This is a genomic window from Bradyrhizobium sp. RDI18 (assembly GCF_043203335.1).
GTDB lineage: Bacteria > Pseudomonadota > Alphaproteobacteria > Rhizobiales > Xanthobacteraceae > Bradyrhizobium > Bradyrhizobium retamae.
In genome coordinates this window covers 4,413,260-4,431,287 of sequence record NZ_JBICRN010000008.1, presented here as the reverse complement: position 1 = coordinate 4,431,287, position 18,028 = coordinate 4,413,260, and the positions used below count along the sequence as shown (strand labels likewise).

The 18,028-nt window shown below is 63.1% G+C and carries 17 protein-coding genes and 1 pseudogene; 9 read left to right on the top strand and 9 right to left on the bottom strand.

The window, feature by feature from the left end:
- Window positions 1–86 precede the first annotated feature (86 nt).
- From ACFXS9_RS30480 to ACFXS9_RS30470, 3 genes are all read right to left on the bottom strand, one after another.
- The gene (locus tag ACFXS9_RS30480; RefSeq protein WP_392700102.1) at window positions 87–329 is read right to left on the bottom strand and encodes a PilZ domain-containing protein; all 243 of its coding nucleotides are present in this window, start codon (window positions 327–329) and stop codon (window positions 87–89) included.
- A 121-nt stretch (window positions 330–450) separates the two neighbouring features.
- Entirely contained in the window at window positions 451–1,473 is a 1,023-nt protein-coding gene (locus ACFXS9_RS30475) for an aldo/keto reductase (protein ID WP_392695325.1), read from the bottom strand.
- Between the two features lie 5 nt (window positions 1,474–1,478).
- Window positions 1,479–1,904, bottom strand: coding sequence for a PaaI family thioesterase (locus ACFXS9_RS30470; protein WP_392695323.1), 426 nt, complete (start codon window positions 1,902–1,904; stop codon window positions 1,479–1,481).
- 79 nt (window positions 1,905–1,983) lie between these two features.
- Between ACFXS9_RS30470 and ACFXS9_RS30465 the strand changes: the two genes are divergently transcribed.
- The 3 genes from ACFXS9_RS30465 (at window position 1,984) to ACFXS9_RS30455 (ending at window position 5,008) form a co-directional block, all read left to right on the top strand.
- Window positions 1,984–2,613 (top strand): NUDIX hydrolase, encoded by a 630-nt coding sequence (locus tag ACFXS9_RS30465; RefSeq protein WP_392695320.1) that lies wholly within the window; start codon window positions 1,984–1,986, stop codon window positions 2,611–2,613.
- Between the two features lie 132 nt (window positions 2,614–2,745).
- Window positions 2,746–3,726 carry a Bug family tripartite tricarboxylate transporter substrate binding protein gene (locus ACFXS9_RS30460; RefSeq protein ID WP_392695318.1) on the top strand — a complete coding sequence of 327 codons (981 nt, stop codon included), beginning with the start codon at window positions 2,746–2,748 and terminating at the stop codon, window positions 3,724–3,726.
- A gap of 88 nt (window positions 3,727–3,814) precedes the next feature.
- Window positions 3,815–5,008: a hypothetical protein gene (locus tag ACFXS9_RS30455; protein ID WP_392695316.1), complete on the top strand. Its 1,194-nt coding sequence runs from the start codon at window positions 3,815–3,817 to the stop codon at window positions 5,006–5,008.
- A gap of 156 nt (window positions 5,009–5,164) precedes the next feature.
- On the opposite strand, the gene ACFXS9_RS30450 is transcribed toward ACFXS9_RS30455, so the two are convergent.
- Window positions 5,165–5,470 carry a hypothetical protein gene (locus ACFXS9_RS30450; protein ID WP_392695313.1) on the bottom strand — a complete coding sequence of 102 codons (306 nt, stop codon included), beginning with the start codon at window positions 5,468–5,470 and terminating at the stop codon, window positions 5,165–5,167.
- Window positions 5,471–5,668: 198 nt separating this feature from the next.
- Between ACFXS9_RS30450 and ACFXS9_RS30445 the strand changes: the two genes are divergently transcribed.
- Window positions 5,669–6,148, top strand: a complete 480-nt coding sequence (locus tag ACFXS9_RS30445) for a hypothetical protein (RefSeq protein ID WP_392695310.1) — start codon at window positions 5,669–5,671, stop codon at window positions 6,146–6,148.
- Between the two features lie 7 nt (window positions 6,149–6,155).
- On the opposite strand, the gene ACFXS9_RS30440 is transcribed toward ACFXS9_RS30445, so the two are convergent.
- The 3 genes from ACFXS9_RS30440 to ACFXS9_RS30430 form a co-directional block, all read right to left on the bottom strand.
- Window positions 6,156–7,373 (bottom strand): EAL domain-containing protein, encoded by a 1,218-nt coding sequence (locus tag ACFXS9_RS30440; protein ID WP_392695308.1) that lies wholly within the window; start codon window positions 7,371–7,373, stop codon window positions 6,156–6,158.
- Between the two features lie 429 nt (window positions 7,374–7,802).
- Window positions 7,803–8,762: a TAXI family TRAP transporter solute-binding subunit gene (locus ACFXS9_RS30435; protein ID WP_392695305.1), complete on the bottom strand. Its 960-nt coding sequence runs from the start codon at window positions 8,760–8,762 to the stop codon at window positions 7,803–7,805.
- 25 nt (window positions 8,763–8,787) lie between these two features.
- The gene (locus ACFXS9_RS30430) at window positions 8,788–10,815 is read right to left on the bottom strand and encodes a TRAP transporter permease (RefSeq protein WP_392695303.1); all 2,028 of its coding nucleotides are present in this window, start codon (window positions 10,813–10,815) and stop codon (window positions 8,788–8,790) included.
- Window positions 10,816–11,058: 243 nt separating this feature from the next.
- On the opposite strand from ACFXS9_RS30430, the gene ACFXS9_RS30425 reads away from it, so the two are divergent.
- On the top strand, window positions 11,059–11,865 hold the full coding sequence (locus tag ACFXS9_RS30425; RefSeq protein WP_392695300.1) for an SDR family NAD(P)-dependent oxidoreductase: 807 nt from the start codon (window positions 11,059–11,061) through the stop codon (window positions 11,863–11,865).
- Window positions 11,866–11,880: 15 nt separating this feature from the next.
- Here the strand turns inward: ACFXS9_RS30425 and ACFXS9_RS30420 are convergent.
- Window positions 11,881–13,423, bottom strand: a pseudogene (locus ACFXS9_RS30420) (cation:proton antiporter).
- A gap of 126 nt (window positions 13,424–13,549) precedes the next feature.
- Window positions 13,550–14,320, bottom strand: coding sequence for a hypothetical protein (locus ACFXS9_RS30415; RefSeq protein ID WP_392695298.1), 771 nt, complete (start codon window positions 14,318–14,320; stop codon window positions 13,550–13,552).
- A 212-nt stretch (window positions 14,321–14,532) separates the two neighbouring features.
- On the opposite strand from ACFXS9_RS30415, the gene ACFXS9_RS30410 reads away from it, so the two are divergent.
- From ACFXS9_RS30410 to ACFXS9_RS30395, 4 genes are all read left to right on the top strand, one after another.
- A complete protein-coding gene (locus tag ACFXS9_RS30410) occupies window positions 14,533–15,297 on the top strand; it encodes a tetratricopeptide repeat protein (RefSeq protein ID WP_392695295.1) in 765 nt (254 codons plus the stop codon).
- A 164-nt stretch (window positions 15,298–15,461) separates the two neighbouring features.
- Window positions 15,462–17,372: a propionyl-CoA synthetase gene (locus tag ACFXS9_RS30405; RefSeq protein ID WP_392695292.1), complete on the top strand. Its 1,911-nt coding sequence runs from the start codon at window positions 15,462–15,464 to the stop codon at window positions 17,370–17,372.
- A gap of 152 nt (window positions 17,373–17,524) precedes the next feature.
- Window positions 17,525–17,785, top strand: coding sequence for a hypothetical protein (locus ACFXS9_RS30400; RefSeq protein WP_392695290.1), 261 nt, complete (start codon window positions 17,525–17,527; stop codon window positions 17,783–17,785).
- A gap of 12 nt (window positions 17,786–17,797) precedes the next feature.
- Window positions 17,798–18,004, top strand: coding sequence for a DUF6494 family protein (locus tag ACFXS9_RS30395; protein ID WP_057844390.1), 207 nt, complete (start codon window positions 17,798–17,800; stop codon window positions 18,002–18,004).
- Window positions 18,005–18,028 lie beyond the last annotated feature (24 nt).

Here is an 18,028-nt window from a genome sequence, read left to right as displayed (position 1 = left end):
TCGGCGTGTGTTTCAGACGATTGTCGTGCGCGGTCGCGTGCCGCGCGCGATGGCTGCTGGAGTCCGCACGTCAGGTTTCGAACGAGTCAGGTTTCGAAATGAACCCCGATCCGCGTCGTTTTTCGCCAGACGACGCGGCACGGCACGTGGATGTGGTCGGCTTCGATCACCAGCGTGAAGCATTCGGGAATGCCGACCGGGGAACTCACTTCGAGCGCAGCGCCGGTTTCGGAAAGGTTGCGCACCGTGCAATCGATGACTGCGCCGCCAAACGAAATCTTGCCCGACTTCAAGAGCCGGCGCCGTGGTGCTATTCTGTGCTCGTCCACCACATGGACCTCCCACTTGAACAGGGAAGTAATCTACGGGCGAAGTTACTATCCCGTTACCGAGCGTTTTAGCCTGGATGCAACGCCAGGTCGTGGGTCGCCGCGGAACCGCTGCTTCCGCTCATCGAGCTTGGCCATCCGCTCGCGCCCGCCGGCCCTCGATCGGGTAGGCCGGGTCATTGAACCCCGGCGTCGAGGGATGGCCGCTCACCACCAGCCGGTCGACCAGCGCCTCGTCCTCCGCCGTGAAGCGATAGTCGAGCGCCTGGATATAATCATCCCATTGCTGTTCGGTCCGCGGGCCCGCGATCACCCCGCTCACGAATGACGAATTCAGTACCCACGAAACCGCGAATTGCCCGGCAGTGATGCCGCGCGCTTCGGCATGCCGCTTGATCTCCTGGGCGAGCTGCAGCGATTCCGGTCGCCATTCGGTCTGCATCATGCGTTTGTCGGCGCGCCCCGCACGCGTGTCCTGGTCGGGCGCCGCATCCGGCCTGTACTTGCCGGTCAGCACCCCGCGCGCCAAGGGGCTATAGGGCACGATGCCGAGGCCGTAATAGCCGCAAGCCGGAAAGTGCTCGACCTCCGGCATTCGGTTCATGGCGTTGTAATAGGGCTGGCTGACGATCGGGCGATCGATGCCGTTGTTGTCGCAGATGTTGCAGATCTCGGCGACGCGCCAGGCGCGGTAGTTGGAGACGCCAAAATAGCGGATCTTTCCCTGGCGCATCAAATCGCCCATCGCGCGCACCGTCTCCTCCAGCGGCGTCGCGTGGTCCTCCTTGTGCAAATAATAGATGTCGATGAAATCGGTGCCGAGCCGTTGCAGGCTTTCGTCCGCGGCCTGCATCACCCAGCGCCGCGACAGCCCGCCGCGATTGGGATCGTCGCCGATCTGGTTGGCAAGCTTTGTCGCAAGAATCCAGTTCGTGCGATTGTTTGAAATGGCACGGCCGACCACCTGCTCGGACTGGCCGCCATTATAGGCATCCGCGGTGTCGATGAAGTTGACGCCGGCCTCGCGCGCTTTCGCAATGATGCGCGACGACGTCGCTTCATCGGTCGGGCCGCCGAACATCATGGTGCCCAGGCAGATCGGTGAAATCTTCAGGCCGCTGCGGCCGAGTTGGCGGTATTGCATTGGGGTCAACCCTCGCTCTTCAATATCTTGAACACGCCGCTCGCCATCGCGATGCAGCGTCTGTCGACTGTCACTTCCGTCGTGATGAAAATAAGGCTGCGGGTGGAGCGCACCACGTGCGGCTTCGACACCAAAACCTCTCCGATCTTGCCGGCTTCGACAAAGTGCGTATCGAGCTGCACGGTCGCCAGCGTCGGCTTGCCCGAGACGAAGCGGGCGGTCATGCCGCAGGTGCGGTCGGCGAAGGTCATGATGACGCCGCCTTGCACCAGGCCGCGGCGGTTGTGGTGCTTGTCCTCGGTGGCAAGCGCGTATTCATGCGTGCCGTCGACGACGCGCTGCCACAGCGGGCCGATCAGGTGCAGGAAGCCGGAGGTTTCGACGATCTTCCAGCCGTCGGATTTGAGCTTGTCCGCGGCCTTGGCTGTCATGTCGCGCTTTCCGTTTCCCGCGGGCTATCTGCTGTCCGGGGTCATTTCATCTGATGCGCTGGTGTTGTAGTCAAGCGGGATGGCCAGGTCATTTGACGATACCACACGGCGGAATATTGCGGAGCTTTGCGCGGCATTTACGCGGGTGCCCTCGGAGCGCGCGGAGCCTGAGCTGAAGCGCGCCGCAGTCGCCATCGCGCTGACGGAAGCCGAGAGCGGCCCGGGCACCACATTTCTGTTGACCCGCCGCGCCGCAAGCCTGCGTGCCCACGCCGCCCAATGGGCGTTGCCGGGCGGGCGATGCGACCACGGCGAGACGCCGGCGCAGGCCGCGTTGCGCGAGCTCCACGAAGAGCTCGGCGTCGGCCTCGGCGAAAGCGATGTGCTGGGCCTGCTCGACGATTACCCGACGCGCTCAGGCTATCTGATCACGCCGGTGGTGGTCTGGGTCGGCACGAGCGCCGATATCGTCCCCAATCCAGCGGAGGTCGCCTCGGTGCACCGCGTCGCGCTCGACGACATCGAGCGCGCCGACGTCTTCAGCTTCACCAGGATTCCCGAAAGCGCGCGGCGCGTGATCCGCTTCCGCCATGCCGGCCAGCACATCCACGCGCCAACGGCGGCGCTGATCTATCAATTTGCTGAAGTGCTAGCGGGACGGGAGACCCGTGTGGCCGAACTGGAGCAGCCGGTGTTCGCCTGGAAATAGGATCGGCGCCGCTACCGAAACGGCTGATCATCTCACCATGTGAGAGAGAGTGCTCTGCAGGTTGCGGATGCCGGTGGTTTCGGAGACGATAGCCGGGTCAAGAAGAAGAACAGACCCGGGAGTCGCCCCACCATGTCCATCGGGAGAAAGTGGCTTTGCATCGCAGCCGCCATGCTCGGCCTGAGCGCAGCAACAGACGTTTCACAAGCGCAGACCTATCCGGCCCGCGCTATCACGCTGGTCATTCCGTTCGCGCCCGGGGGCAGCACCTCGATCGTCGGCCGCGCCATTGCTGACAAAATGAGCGAGATACTCGGCGAGAAGGTGGTGGTCGACAACCGTCCCGGCGCTGGCGGTACGGTCGGCACCAAGGCGGTCGCGAAAAGCGATCCCGATGGCTACACGCTGCTCCTGGGGTACACCGGCACGCTCGCCATAGGCCCCTCGCTCTACAAGAACCCCGGCTACGATCCGCGCAAGGACTTTGCGCCGATCGGCATGATCGGCAACGCACCGAATTCGCTCGTGTTGCATCCATCATTCCCGCCAAAGAGTGTCGCCGAGCTGATTGCCTATGCGAAGGCCAATCCCGACAAGGTCAATTTCGGCTCGGCCGGCGCCGGCACCGCCAGCCACATCACCGGCGAATATTTCGCCCGCGCCGCCGGCATCAGGCTGGTGCATATCCCCTACAAGGGCACCGGCCCGGCGTTGACCGATCTCCTCGGCGGCCACATCCCGATGGCGTTTGCGCCGATCCCGGCCTCGCACGCCAACGTCTCCGCCGGCAAATTGCGCGCACTTGCGATCACCAGCACCACACGATCGAGCCTGTTGCCCGATGTGCCGACGCTGATGGAGGCGGGGCTAGCCGGCTTCGACGCTTCGCTCTACTACGGCCTCGTCGCGCCCGCCGGCACGCCGCGGCCGATCGTCGACCAACTCAACAAGGCGCTGCGCGACGCGCTCGGTTCCAACGAGGTGAAAAAGCAGTTGGGCAATGACGGCACCGAAATCACCCCCGGCACGCCGGAAGATTATGCGGCCTTCATCGATAAGGACGAGAAGAAGTGGTCGCAGCTAGTGAAGGCCAGCGGCGTCGAGCAGGAGTGACTTTCTCCCTTCTCCCCTTGTGGGAGAAGGAAAATGAGTCGCTCCCTTTCGGGGCTGACATCGCGGCGGCGCTTGCTACAACCGTGCCATGCGCCTGCCATTGATTCGCATGGGTTCCGGATTAGCTGCGCTCGCGCTGCTGGCGAGTGCGCCGCCTGCCGTGGCGACGGAGCCGCTCCCTCCCTCAACCGCCGACGCCATGGCGCAAGCCGCCTCGCCGCAGGCGATGGCCGAATACCGTCGTAAGCTGAAAGAGTACCAGGAAGCGCGCGCCGCCTTCGAAGAGGAGGCGGGCGCCTATTGGGCCTCAATCTCCGAGAAGCGAAAGGGCCGCAACGCCAAGCGCCGGGAACGCCAGGCGATCACGCTCAACGATTACGTGCTGACGCAGCCGCCGGTCTACACCGGTCCGAAGCGCCCGGTCAGCCCGGAGCCGGAAGAAGAAAAGCCGCCGCGCGAGCGCAAGCCGCTGCCGGTGGTTGCCGATTTTCTCAAAGCGGCCGCCGAGCATTTCCAGTTCACGCCGCAACGGCCGGCAACCGAAGTCGAATTCAAGCGCGCCTATGCCCGCTACGCGTTGGCCTCGGGATTGACGCGCGAGCAGGCGGTGCGGGTCTACTCGTTCGAGACCGGCGGTAACGGCAGTTACGACATGCAGTCGGGGCTGAACCCCTCGAAACCGGGCTCGCGCGCGATCTCGACCGCGATCGGCTACAATCAGTTGCTCACCACCAACAGCGTCGAGCTTTTGGCCGAACAGGGCCACGAAATCATCAAGGAATTGACGGCAAGGGCTGCGATGCTGTCGGGCGCGCCGCGCAAGGCGATGGACCACAAGCTTGCCGTCTTGAAAAGGATGGTGGCGTTTGCGCGCACCGTGCCGGATACCTGGTCCGAGCATGAGAAGCTCGCCAACACCCCGCAGGGCTGGGCTGTGCACGCTATGGTGCTCGATGTCGACGTCGGACCGATGTTGCAGACCCACAAGCTGCTGACATCGGTCCATTTCGCGCGCGCCAAGGGCTACAATCGTCCGCTGACGGCGGCCGAACTCGAAATGATGAACCTGACCGGCGACGGCACCGGCCTCGACATGGTCACCATGCCGCAGGCGATGCGCGAGCAGGTTCCGACCTCGAATTTCTTCCAGCGCGGCGGCTACGAGCGTAATCCGGTCGCGATCCGCCATAACACGGTGGCGAAACTATTGGCGATCACCGATGAGCGGATGGATTTCAACTCCAGCAAGCCCGGCGCGAAGGAGTTGGCGACAGCGTTTTAGGTTGCCTCTTCCCTTCTCCCCTTGTGGGAGAAGGTGGCGCGGATGAAATCCGCGCCGAATGAGGGGTTCTCTCCGCGGAGACAGACCCCTCATCCGTCTCGCTGCCGCTTCGCGTCAGCGATCCACCTTCTCCCACAAGGGGAGAAGGAAGAAAGCTCACTCCGACCCGAACATGAACTTGCCGTCGGCCTCCAAATAGGGGCCTGAGCGCATGTAGAGCTGCCCGTTCTGGCCAAGAAAGAACAACGTGCCCTTCGGCACTTTCTTGGCGCCCTTCAATAGCAAGCCGGCATTGTTGGTGCCCAGCTTGTAGGCGAGTGTCTTGCCGTCCCTGCCGTAGGCGTAACCCATGTCCGACTTCAATTCCCAAGGCGTCGGCGCGGCGCCTTGCGCCAATGCGCCGGTCGAAAAGCCCGCCAGGATGGCCACCGTCAAAACCGTCTTCGTTGAAATGCACGTCATCATCCATCCTCCCCGTGAGCCTTCGGCTTCTTGCCCCATGCTTTGAACAAATCACGAACGGCGTCGTCCCGTCAATCTGCACCTTCGACGCATCACACGGCCCTTGAGACTTTGTGATTTCCCGCGTCCGACTTCGCGACTATGTTCGCTTTCCGGCTACAAGCATGCATTGCGAAAAACGTCATAGGGATGGTCAGGATGAACCACGTCATGAAGATCGGTCTTGGTGTTGCGCTATCGTTCATGACGCCGGCTCAAGCGGCAGAGGCTGACAATTTCAAGCTGTCCAACAACCAGCGGATCGCCTGCAGTCGGGGATTGAGCGCGGGCAAGCTCAACACCGCGACCTGCAAATCCTATGCGTACGTGTTCAACGCCAAGACGTCAGAGTATTTCCGCTGCCAGGTCTCGATGGCGCTGACGCGGGACAACAAGGAAGTCATCAACGTGCAGGCCGACGGCGGCTGCACCAAGAAGCCCCGCATCTTCGATGCCGATTCGAGTTATTCGTTCGATGCCACCGAAACCGAGGGACCGAATACCAATTCGTTCTTCGGCCCCGGCGGCTATGCGGTGTGGGCCAGCGACAACAATAATCCGAAGGTGCGCGGCTGCATCATCATCTCGTCCGGCCTCGGTTCAGACATCGCGAAATGCATCGACATGAAGTTCGAGTGAGCCTCGCTCAGAGAGCCTTCTCGGAGCCGGCTGCAAGCTGAGGGCGCGACCGCGCGAATTTGCGCACCCCGACGGGCTTGCCGAACAGATGGCCCTGGATCAGATCGAACCCCATGTCGTGCGCGGCAAGGTAATCGGCCCGCGTCTCGATGCCCTGGGCGACGGCGCGAGCGTCGTTGTCTCGGGCCAGTTCGACGATGCGTCGGCATACCGTCTGCTTCAGCCGATCGTCGGCGCAGCCCTTGACGTATTGCTGGTCGACCTTCAGCTCGACGAACGGGAAGCTCCGAAGCTCCAGCAGCGACGGCCATTCCGCGCCGACATTGTCGATGGCGATCGCGATATTGTGCAGGCGCAGCCGTCTTGCGGTGTCCACTGCGAGATCCGGATGGTCGACCACTTCGCTGCTGTTGATCTCGATCAAAAGTCCGCCGAACGCCGGATGGGCGGGCATGGCGCGGCACAGATCGCGCACCGCCGCTGCGTCGTCGAAGAACGATATCGGCAGGTTGATCGAGAGGTCGACCGGGCCCTGGCTCTCCAGCAGATAGCGCCAGTCCTCGATCGCGCGGCCGATCACGAATTCGGAAAGCTTGCGAAAATGCGGATCCTTGTCGTCGGGAATGAAGTAGGCCGGCGGGACCACGCCCCAGGCCGGATGCCGCATCCGGACCAGCGCCTCCGCTCCGCTGGGGACCAGCGTGCGGGTGTTGATCTTCTGCTGATACCACAATTCGAGCCAGCCAGCCTTCAACGCCTCGGCGACGTCGACGGCCGGGCTTGGCGCCGGCTCGGCAGGCAGCAGCGTCGCGAGGCTGGCGCGCAGGCTCGCCGCGCCGAACGGCGTCGGCAGGGAGGGCAGCATGGCAATGCCGTATTCTTCGCCAATTTGCCTGACGGCCTTAACCATGATCGTGTCGGGTTGACCGATCACGAGAACCTTGCCGCGGAAGTTTTTCCGGACGATTGCCTCGAGAATTTCGCCGACATTGATCCCGTCGGCGCACACGCTGAGCACGATCAGGTCCGGCTGCTCCGCCTGCAGTACGCCTGCCAAATCGCCGGCCTGGCCGCATTCGCAGGTGACGAACCCGAGATCCTCGAGAGCGTCGGAAAGAAACAATCGCAGGTGCTTTTTGCTGTCGACGACGCACGCTCTGGGCGCCAGCTTCCGATGCCCAAAGTGCGCCGCGCGCGAATACTCGACAAAGTTGATTTGCTCCATGCCACCCTCCCGCTAGCTACCCCAACGCCAGTGGTACATCGGCGTTGCGGTCGCAATGATGGAATTTTGCGGCAGGTCACATGATTACTTCAGTAGGGTTAAAGCAGCGGACAAGAATAAAATTTTAGGGAAACTGTTGCCGCGACGCAGCCAACCAGCGCCCGGGCAACTCGACGGGGTCATTTCATCGGCTTCGACGCGCTGATGCCCGGCTTGGGCAACATTTGATCAGCGCCTTGCGTGTTAACGCCTGTGGTCGCTCGCCGGCGCCGCGATGTTCGTGGCGCAGCGAACGTCGCCTGAACGCTCCCTCGCAGGAGCAGCAATGCCGCAACGCTCACAACCCTTTCATCGGCCAAAAGAATGACCGCGGTCCTCGGCAGACCGCGGTCACTGATGAAGCAAGCGAATTAGCTCCAGCACGCTGCCTTAGCCGCCGATGCCCTTCTCCTTGAAGTACTTCAACGCGCCAGGATGGAACGGGATCGGCGAGCGGTCCTGCACCTGGTTGTCGAGCGAAAAGCTCTCGGCTTCCTTGTGCACGGCAACAATGTCGGCCTTCTTCTCCACCAGTGTCTTGACGATGGTGTAGGCGTCTTCATTGCTCATCTTGTCGCCGGTGACGATCAGATTCCAGACGTCGGCGATGGAGTTGTCCTTGTCGTAGCCGGGATACGAGCCCGCCTTGATCTTGCTCGACGAATAGAGCTTGCCGTATTTGGCATTCATCTTCTCGGCCAGATCGCCATGGTCGATCAGCTTCATCTTCAGGCCCGGTGTCGCCGCGAGATCGGTGATTGCAGCGGTCGGAATACCGCCCACCCAGAAGAAGGCGTCGATCTTGCGGTCCTTGACCGCGTTGACGGATTCGGCGACGCCGAGCCGCTCGCGCTTCATGTCCTTGTCCTTGTCGAGGCCGGCCGCCTCGATGACGCGGAATGCCATCACCTCAGTGGCGCTGCCGGGCGAACCCGTCGACACGCGCTTGCCCTTGAGGTCTGCCATGGTCTGGATGCCGGTGCCTTCCACCGTCACCACATGCATGCGGTTCGGATAGACCACGAGCAGCGCCTGCAGCGGCACCTTGCCGCTCTTGAACTTGTCCTGCCCTTGCAAAGCATCGAGCGCGGCATCGGCCATGGTGAACGCAAGCTCGCTCTTCCCGGCGCCGATCAGCTTGAGATTGTCGACTGAGCCGCCGGTGACCTCGGCGGTGGCCTGCAGGTTGGGAAGGTTCTTCGAGAGCACGTTGGCAACCGCGCCGCCGAGCGGATAGTAGACGCCGCCGGTGCCGCCGGTGCCGATCGACATGGTTTTCTGCTGCGCATGGGCTGCGCCGGCAAAGGCGAGCCCCAGAGCCATCGCCAGTATCGTTGTGGTCTTTTTCATTTTTGTCTCCTCAATTGCTTCTTCTCTATGTTGTGACCGCAGGCCGCTCTGGCGACCGCGTTCTGGCCTGCCACAGCAATACGCCGAAACCGATGATCAGGCCCGGCACATAGGTGTAGCTGATATCGCGTCCGGTGATCCATTCGACCATTGCCTCAATCAGGCTTGGGAACACCAGCAGCAATCCCGATAGCAGAAGCAGGCCGCGTTCGACCGCTGTATTTTGTCGCAGCGCCCAGTTCTGGGCAAATGCAGCCAGCGCCAGCAGCCCCAAGCTTGTCTTGATCGTGATTTCGAGAATGTCGACCCACGATCCGCCCTTGGGGATCGACATCAGGAGGCCGCCGCCCTGCGGATCGAGCACGAAGACGAACGGCACCAGGAACGCCGGCAGCGTATATTTCCAGGACTGCAGCGTGGTCTTGTAGGGATCGCCGCCGGTGATGGCGGCCGCGGCGAACGGCGACAGCGCCGTCGGCGGCGAGACCTCCGACAGGACGGCATAGTAGAAGATGAACATATGCGCGGCGTAATCAGGCACGCCGAGCTTGACCAGCGCGGGCGCAGCGATGACCGCGCAGATGATGTAGGACGCCGTCACCGGCACGGCGAGGCCGATGATCCAGACGATCAGCGCGGTGTAGATCGCGGTCAGCAACAGGCTGCCGCCGGCATAGGCGATGACGATCGACGAGAATTTGAGGCCGAGACCGGTCAGCGTCACGATGCCGACGACGATGCCGGCGCAGGCGCAGGTGGTCGCGGCATTGAGCGCGCCGATCGAGCCGTCGGCCAGTGCCTTCACCAGTTTGCTCGGCACCAGCGCGGTCTCCCGGCGCAGGAAGCTCAGCGCAAACGTGACGATAATGGCGTAGAAGACCGATAGCGACGGCGAGTAGCCGATGACCATGAAAAAGACGACGGCGAGCAGCGAGATGAAGTGGAAGCCGTACCGCATGGTCATCTGGCCGAGCGACATCTCGGGCGTGAAGGTCACGTTCTTGGCGTGGAATTTCTTGGCGTCCAGCTCGACCATGAACAGGAGCGACATGTAGTAAAGGCAGGTCGGGATGGTCGCCATCCAGATGACGTCGAGATAGCTGATCTTGAGAAACTCGGCGATCAGGAACGCGGCGGCGCCGAGCACGGGCGGCGACAGGATCGCGCCCAGCCCGCCGGCAGCGAGCAATCCGCCGGCGGCGTTCCTCTCGAAGCCCGCCTTCGCCATCATCGGATAGGCCACCGTTCCGATCATCACGGTCGTGGCGACGCCCGATCCGGAGGGGCCGCCGAGCAGGAACGAGGACAGCACCACGGTGCGGCCGGCGCTGTTCGGCTTGCCGCCCATCAAGGCCAGCGAGAAGTCGATGAAGAATTTGCCGGCGCCGGAATGCTGCAGGAATGCGCCGTAGATCGTGAACAGGATGATCAGCGTTGCCGACACGTCGACTGCGACGCCGAAAATGCCTTCCAGCGTAATGAAGAGGTGGCCGACCAGGCGGGCCAGGTCGTAGCCGCGATGGGTCCATGGCGCCGGCAAATACGGCCCGAGCATCGCATAGGCGATGAACAGGATCGACACCACCGGCATGATCGCACCCGTGGTCCGCCGCGTCGCCTCCAGCAGCAGCACGATGAAGACGATGCCGATGATCACGTCCCACCGATCGGGCGTGGTGGCGCGGTCGGTAAAATCCTCGCCACCCCACAGCGCGTAGATGACGGTCGCCACCGCGACGATCCCGGGAACGACATCCCACCAGCGCACGCGGTTGCGAAACCGCGTCGCCAGCGGAAACAGCAGGAAGCTCAAGATCAAGGTGAAGGCGACGTGGGTGTAGCGAAGCTCCTGGGTCGGAACGATGGCATAGGCCGCATAGAGGTGAAACAGGCTCATGACCACGGCAATCGTGGTCGAAATCCTTCCCGCCCACCCCATCAGGCGGTTGGCCGCTCCTTCTTCCGCCTCGATGTAGGCTTCCGCCTTGTGCAAGGCTTCGTCCGAAACGGCGACGACCTCGTCATTGGGCGGCGTTGTCTTGTCTGCGGCCATGCTTCCCCCGGGGACCGGTTAACGTTCCGGCCCGACTGCGGCGGGCCTCCTTCGCGGGCCGCATTCAGTCCGGTTTGGGGGGCGGTGGCAAGGGGCTTTTCGGCCTATGTCCAAGTCGCTGCTTTAGCTTTTCGGACAGGTTGACCCAGGGCAGCCGTCCGTCCAATTTCCCGCCCCAAAATTCGGATGCGCCGCGTTCGTGCGCGCTGCAATGCAACGACAACCCAAAGGGAGAAGAAGTCGATGGAACGGCTCAAGGGCAAGGTGGCGATGGTGGTGGGCGCGGGATCGATCGGTCCCGGTTGGGGCAATGGCAAGGCGACCGCCGTCACCTTCGCGCGCGAGGGCGCCAGCGTGTTCTGCGTCGATCGCAATGAGGCTGCCGCAAAAGAAACCGTCAGCATCATCACGGGCGAGGGCGGCAAGGCTGCTGCCTTCACCGCCGACGTTTCGCGCGAGGCCGAGGTCGAGGCGATGGTGGCGGCGTGCCTGAAGGCCTATGGCCGCATCGACGTGCTCGACAACAATGTCGGCATTGCCGAAATGGGCAGCGTCGTCGAAGTGAACGAGGCAAGCTGGGACCACGTTTTCGCAGTCAATCTCAAGAGCGCCTATTTTGCCATGAAGCACGTTATTCCCGCGATGCAGAAGCAGGGTGGCGGCTCGGTCATCAACATCTCGTCGATCGCATCGATTCGCCATCTCGGCATCTCCTACGTCACCTATGGCGCCTCGAAGGCGGCGATGAACCAGATGACGCGCACCACCGCCGTGCAGTTCGCGAAAGACCATGTTCGCGTGAACTGCATCCTGCCGGGCCTGATGAAGACGCCGATGGTGGAGCACTCGGCTGGCCTCGCTGCAAGCTATTCGGCCGGCGACGTCGAAGCGATGTGGCGGGCGCGCGATGCGCAGGTGCCGATGGGGCACATGGGCGACGCCTGGGACGTTGCCAATGCGGCGCTGTTTCTAGCTTCCGACGAATCCCGTTACGTCACCGGGATCGAGCTGGTGGTCGACGGCGGGATCACCTGCAAGTCGGGCGCGTGACGCGCTATTGCCCCGTTATGCTTGTGCGCTCAATTCGGCGCGGTCGAGCTCTTCTTCCACCTGGTGGAAGGCGTCGTCGCCGATCTCCTCGAAATGACGCATCCTCAACAGCGCCTCTCGTGCCGCGCCGATGGCGCGGCGGCGCAACGGATCGGCCGGCAGCTCGCTGGTCGCGATGCCGACGTCGGGTTCGGTTTCGGCACGTAGCAGCACGGCGCGGTATTCGAGCCGCAGGATCTCGGCCTCTTCGGACGGATCGGGTCGATCGCCTCGAGCGCGGCGCGATAGGCGATGCAGCGGGCATTAGCGGCCTCGCGCGCAACCGGATCGTCCTCCTCGAATTTCAGCGCGAGGATCAGCGGCCGCAGCGTCAGGCCCTGGATCACGAGCGACCCCAGCACGACGGCAAAGGCCGTCAGCAGGATGAGATCGCGATACGGGAAACTCTCGGGTAGCGCGAAGGCGGCCGCCAGTGTAACGATGCCGCGCATCCCGCACCAGGACACGATGATGCCGCGTTCCACCGTCGGTACCGCGGCAGACACATGCGGAGGAAGCAGGCCGTGCGCGTTCAAGGCGCGCAGCAAGGCGCCATACGGCATTACCCAGGCGATGCGTGCGAGGATCACGACGGCGAGGATTGCGGCGGCGAAGCTGCAATATTTAAACCGCACCTCGTCGTCGAGTCCGGACCAGATCGGATTGAGCTGCATGCCGATCAGCATGAATGCCAGCACGTTGAGCACGAACACGACCGTTTCCCACACAGCATAGGAGGCCACGCGCAGCCGCGCCGGGGTACGCTCGGGCGCGGTGCGGGCGATCGTGATCGCATAGGCCACTATGGTGAGAATGCCGGACAGCCCGATATGCTCGGCGACGATCCACACCATAAAGGTGCCGGCGAATTGCGTGATGATCGCGCTCGGCGCCTCGGTGATGCGGCGCGTGATCTGCGTCCAGACCCGCGCGAACAGGAAGCCGGCAATGAGGCTTCCGAACAGCGCCAGCGCAACGGACGGCACGAACTCGTGCACCTTCATGTGCTCGGCGGCAACCAGGCCGACCGCGACGCGGTAGATTAGGAGTGCGCTGGCATCGTTGAGCAGGCTTTCGCCCTCGAGGATCTTCTGGATGCGGTAAGGCAGGTTGACCTGGCGCAGGGTTGCGGTGGCCGCCGCGGCGTCGGGCGGTGCCACGATGGCGCCGAGCGCGATCGCGCCGCCCATGGCATGTCCGGGCGAAGCCAGTGCGCGACGACAGCCACGGCGGCGGTCGTAACCCCGACCGCGACCAGCACCAGTGTCGAGACCGGCAGCCAGTTGTTTCGGAGGTCGCGCAGCGAGGTGTCGAAAGCCGCATCCAGCAACACCGGCGCCACGAACAGCGCCAGCGCCAGGTCCGGCTCCAGTGTCCATTGCGGCCCCGAAGGCACGAATGCCAGCAGCATGCCGCCGAGCGCAAGAAACGTCGGGTAGGGTACCTTGAGCCGCCGCGCCAGCGCGGACAGCAGCACGGCGGCGAGCAGCAGCCCGATGATCCATTCAAATGCTTGCAATTCGGGATTCCCTGCCGGCCGAGATCAACGTCGCCATCAATCTAGCACCAAAACCGGCAGGTTTTCCCGGCTGAAGCTTGTCCTTATTCGGGAAGATCAGCTCAGCCTGGCAAGTTGCACTCGACGCTACTGCGCCATCGCCAATATGCCGCCAGCGAAGGAATGCCACAGCGGAGAGAGGCTGATCGGCCAATTCAGGAGTTTCACGGCGATCAGCGCAATGCCGCCGTAGACATAGACCGGATGCGGCCGGCCGCGCGTGCGCCAGTCGAAAACGATGGCGGCCACCAGCAGGAGATAGGCGACGAAGGCCGGCGGGATGGTCACGGGGACCGGCGGCGGGCCGAGCGGACCGGGAGGCGCGAGGAAGGTGAGAAACCAGCGGGCGACCGCGGCGTCCAGTAGCGAAATGCTGGCCAGCAGCATCAGCCGCTTATGGGTTTCGGGCCGCCGGATCGTGGCAATCGCCAGCGTGAACACCACGGCAAAGAACAGAATTCCGCTGAGCGGGACGATCGAAAATGCGATTCCTTCATTGGTCAATCCCGCCGCCGCGGAGCGCTTCATCGCGTTGACCGCGACCAGGAAGCCGAAAATCGTCATCGCGGTCGCCAGTGAGACGCCGATCATGCCGATGGTGCGGTGTCGGGCGACTTTGCCCGACGCGGCGAGCCAGCTCTGGAATGCGAAATAGAGCGACCAGGCGAAAAATAGCAGGCCGTGAAAGTGCACGACGGGCGAGGCCGAGAACGATCGTTTCGCCAGCGGCAGCCAGTAGGTCGGCGCGAAGCCGAGAAAGGCGACGGCCGTGCAGGCCAGCGCCATGTAGAAGTAGAAGTAACCCGATTGGGATTGCGCGATGGCGCGCGGCGGATTGAAGTCGGTCAATGTGGTCATGGTTGTTGAGTCCGCGAAAACTGCAATAGGTTCACAGCAGATTTTCTCACGGATCGTATTCTTCCGTCTGTGAAGAGAATTACGTTTCCCGCAGGTCACGTTTCGGCCAAAATCTGTTCTTGTGCCAACGGAAATTGGCAGGCTGCTTGTCGAAAATGCAGGTCGCTTGCTAGGATCGCGTCGCAATAGACAGCGCTTTTCCGGATCAATTGATGCGAGGCTATCTCCACATCCGCAGCCTGGTCGTGGCTTCCCTGCTGTTGCTGACGTATGCGTATGATGCATCGGCGACCGGGACCGAGCCGGGCGAGGACATACGCATTGATCCTGCGGCCTGTCTTGCCGCTGGCCTTGCGCATGATCACGACAGGACGGTGCATCTCTGCAGTGCGCTGATCGACAACGCAAAGACCGAAAAGGCTGACCGCATCAAGGCGCTGACCGCACGTGCGACCGCCTATGAGCGCAAGGACATGATTGACCGCGCGATCGCCGATTATGATGGCGTGTTGCGGCTCGATCCGGCGCACGCCGATGTTCACAACGCGCGCGGCGAACTCTGGCGCAAGAAAGGTGATCTGCCCAAGGCGGTGGCCGATTTTGCCGCGGCGATCAAGCTGAACCCGGATCACGTCGTCGCAAGAGCCAACCACCGGGCGCTGGCGCAGGAGGCCGAGCGGCAAGGCGCGTTGCAGGCGGTCGCCGGCAAACCGAGCTTCAACTGTGCCATCGCGCGCCGCAAGGTGGAGAAGGCGATCTGCGCCAATCCCGAACTCGCCGATCTCGACCGCGAGGTTCAAGCGTCGTATATCAGGGCGGCCGCTGGGAAGATGACTCCACAGCAGGCGCGCACGCTGCGGCGAGAACAGCAGGAGTATATCTCCCGGCGCAATGCGGAATACGGCCGGCCCGACTATGATCTGAAAAAGGCCATGCGCGACCGCCTGCAAAAGATTAACGGAATCGTCGGCTACTAGGTCGTTTGGCGGTCGAGCCATTCTTGGCTTGATCTGACGCGGCTTCCCGTGACAATGCGTTCAAGAAAACTGGCCTGCATTAGATCCTGGTCAGGGCAGGGCGCCTGGCGCCCGCCCATGTCTGGGCCCTGCGGAGCCAAGAATGCGTCGAGCGGGAGTGCGCCATGAACATCCAGGACAACAGCCGCTATCACGAGGTCCATGCCCGCTCGCTGGCGGACCCGGAGGCATTTTGGGCTGACGCCGCGCGCGAGATCGACTGGATCGAGCCGGCCAAAAAGATCTTCGATCCCTCGATGGGCGCCTATGGCCGCTGGTTTGCCGGCGCCGTGGTCAATACCTGCTACAACGCGCTCGACCGCCATGTCGCGGGCGGACGCGCCGACCAGGTCGCGCTGATCCACGATTCGCCGCTCACCAATACGATCTCGAAATTCACCTATGCCGAGATGCTGAAGGAGGTGCAGACGCTCGCCGCCGTGATGGCCGATTTCGGTGTCGTCAAGGGCGACCGCGTCATCCTGTATATGCCGCTGGTGCCGGAAGCGGTGTTCGCGATGCTGGCCTGCGCGCGGATCGGCGCGGTGCATTCGGTGGTGTTCGGCGGCTTTGCCGCCAAAGAGCTCGCAACGCGAATCGAGGACGCCAAGCCGAAGCTGATCTTCTCGGCGAGCTGCGGGATCGAGCCCGGCCGCATCGTGCAATACAAGCCGCTGCTCGACGAGGCGATCAACCTCTCCAGTGTCAAACCGCAGGCCTGCGTCATCCTGCAGCGGCCGCAGCATCTTTGCGAACTCACGGCCGGCCGCGATCACGACTGGGCGGCGCTCCGCCGCGCGGCGCTCGACGCCGGCAAGGCCGCGCCGTGCACGCCGGTGCTCGCCACCGATCCGCTCTATATTCTCTACACGTCAGGTACCACGGGAATTCCGAAGGGCGTCGTGCGCGACAATGGCGGGCATCTGGTCGCGCTGAAATGGTCGATGTTCAATCTCTACGGCGTCAAGCCGGGCGAGGTCTGGTGGTGCGGCTCCGACATCGGCTGGGTGGTCGGCCACAGCTACATCGTCTACGGCCCGCTGATCCATGGCGCGACCTCGATCATGTATGAGGGCAAGCCGATCGGCACGCCGGACGCCGGCGCGTTCTGGCGCGTGATTTCCGAGCACAAGGCCGTCGCGCTGTTCACCGCGCCGACCGCCTTCCGCGCCATCCGCAAGGAAGACCCGGACGGCGCGTTCATCCGCAAATACGATCTGTCGAAATTCCGCACGCTGTTTCTGGCCGGCGAGCGCGCCGATCCGCCGACGGTGGAATGGGCGGAAGCGCAGTTGAAGGTACCGGTCATCGATCATTGGTGGCAGACCGAGACCGGCTGGTGCATCGCCGGCAATCCGGTGGGCCTTGGCATGTTGCCGGTCAAGCACGGCTCGCCGACAGTGCCGATGCCGGGCTATCAGGTCGACGTGGTGGACGAGGCCTCCAAGCAGGTCGCAGCAGGCACGATGGGCTCGATCGTGATCAAGCTGCCGATGCCGCCCGGCTGCCTGCCGACGCTGTGGCAGCAGGATGAGCGCTTCAGGGAAGCCTACCTCACCGAATTCCCCGGCTACTACAAGACCTCAGATGCCGGCTACAAGGACGAGGACGGCTATGTCTGGGTGATGGGCCGTACCGACGACATCATCAATGTTGCCGGCCATCGACTCTCCACCGGCGGTATGGAGGAAATTCTGGCCTCTCACCCTGATGTCGCCGAATGCGCCGTGCTCGGCATCAAGGACGCGATCAAGGGCGAAGTACCTTGCGGTTTCCTGGTGCTGAAGGCCGGCGTGACGCGAGCTCCGGCCGAGATCGAAAAGGAGATCGTGGCGCTGGTGCGCGAAAAACTTGGTCCCGTCGCAGCCTTCAAGCTGGCGATCACGGTGGGACGCTTGCCGAAGACGCGGTCGGGAAAAATCCTGCGCGGCACCATCAAGAAGATCGCCGACGGCGAAAGCTGGACCATGCCGGCCACCATCGAGGACCCCAAGGTACTCGACGAAATCGGCGACGCGCTGAAGGGCAGGGTGTAGGGTTCCAACCCACCCGCGCTGTCATGCCCGGGCTTGACCCGGGCATCCATCATCGTCAAAGCAGGCTGCCATTATTTCGATGGATTGCCGGCTCATCCCGATCAAGTCGGGGACGCGCGCCTGGCAATGATGAAACCTGGAAGGGACAGAGCATGCGACGTAACCTGCCACTCGCATTTCTCCTCATCGCACCACTGCTCGCGGGGTGCCTCGAACGCGGCCAGCCGACCATGGTCGACACCAGCGCCGACGATGACGCGTTCTGTCGCTCCAACAATGTCGCACCGGGCTCGAACGACTACGTCAACTGCCGCAAGAACCGCGACGTCCAGCGCGCCAATGCCAACGCGCGTACCGACCGCGCCCAGCGCAATCTCGCCGAGCAGATGCTGAACAATCCGACGAGGCCGTAACGGGAGGCCACCATGAACGAAGACACCTTCAACGCAAGCCTGCGCAAATTTCTCAAGCAAGTCGGCGTCACCTCGCAACGCGAGATCGAAAAAGCCGTGCGGGATGCCGTCGAGTCCGGCAAGCTCAAGGGCCATGAGAAGCTGCCGGCGAAGATGGTTCTGACCGTCGGCGGCATCGCGCTCACGCATGAAGTCAACGACGAGATCGAGCTGGGGTAGGGAAAAAGCAGCGTCGCGATCTTG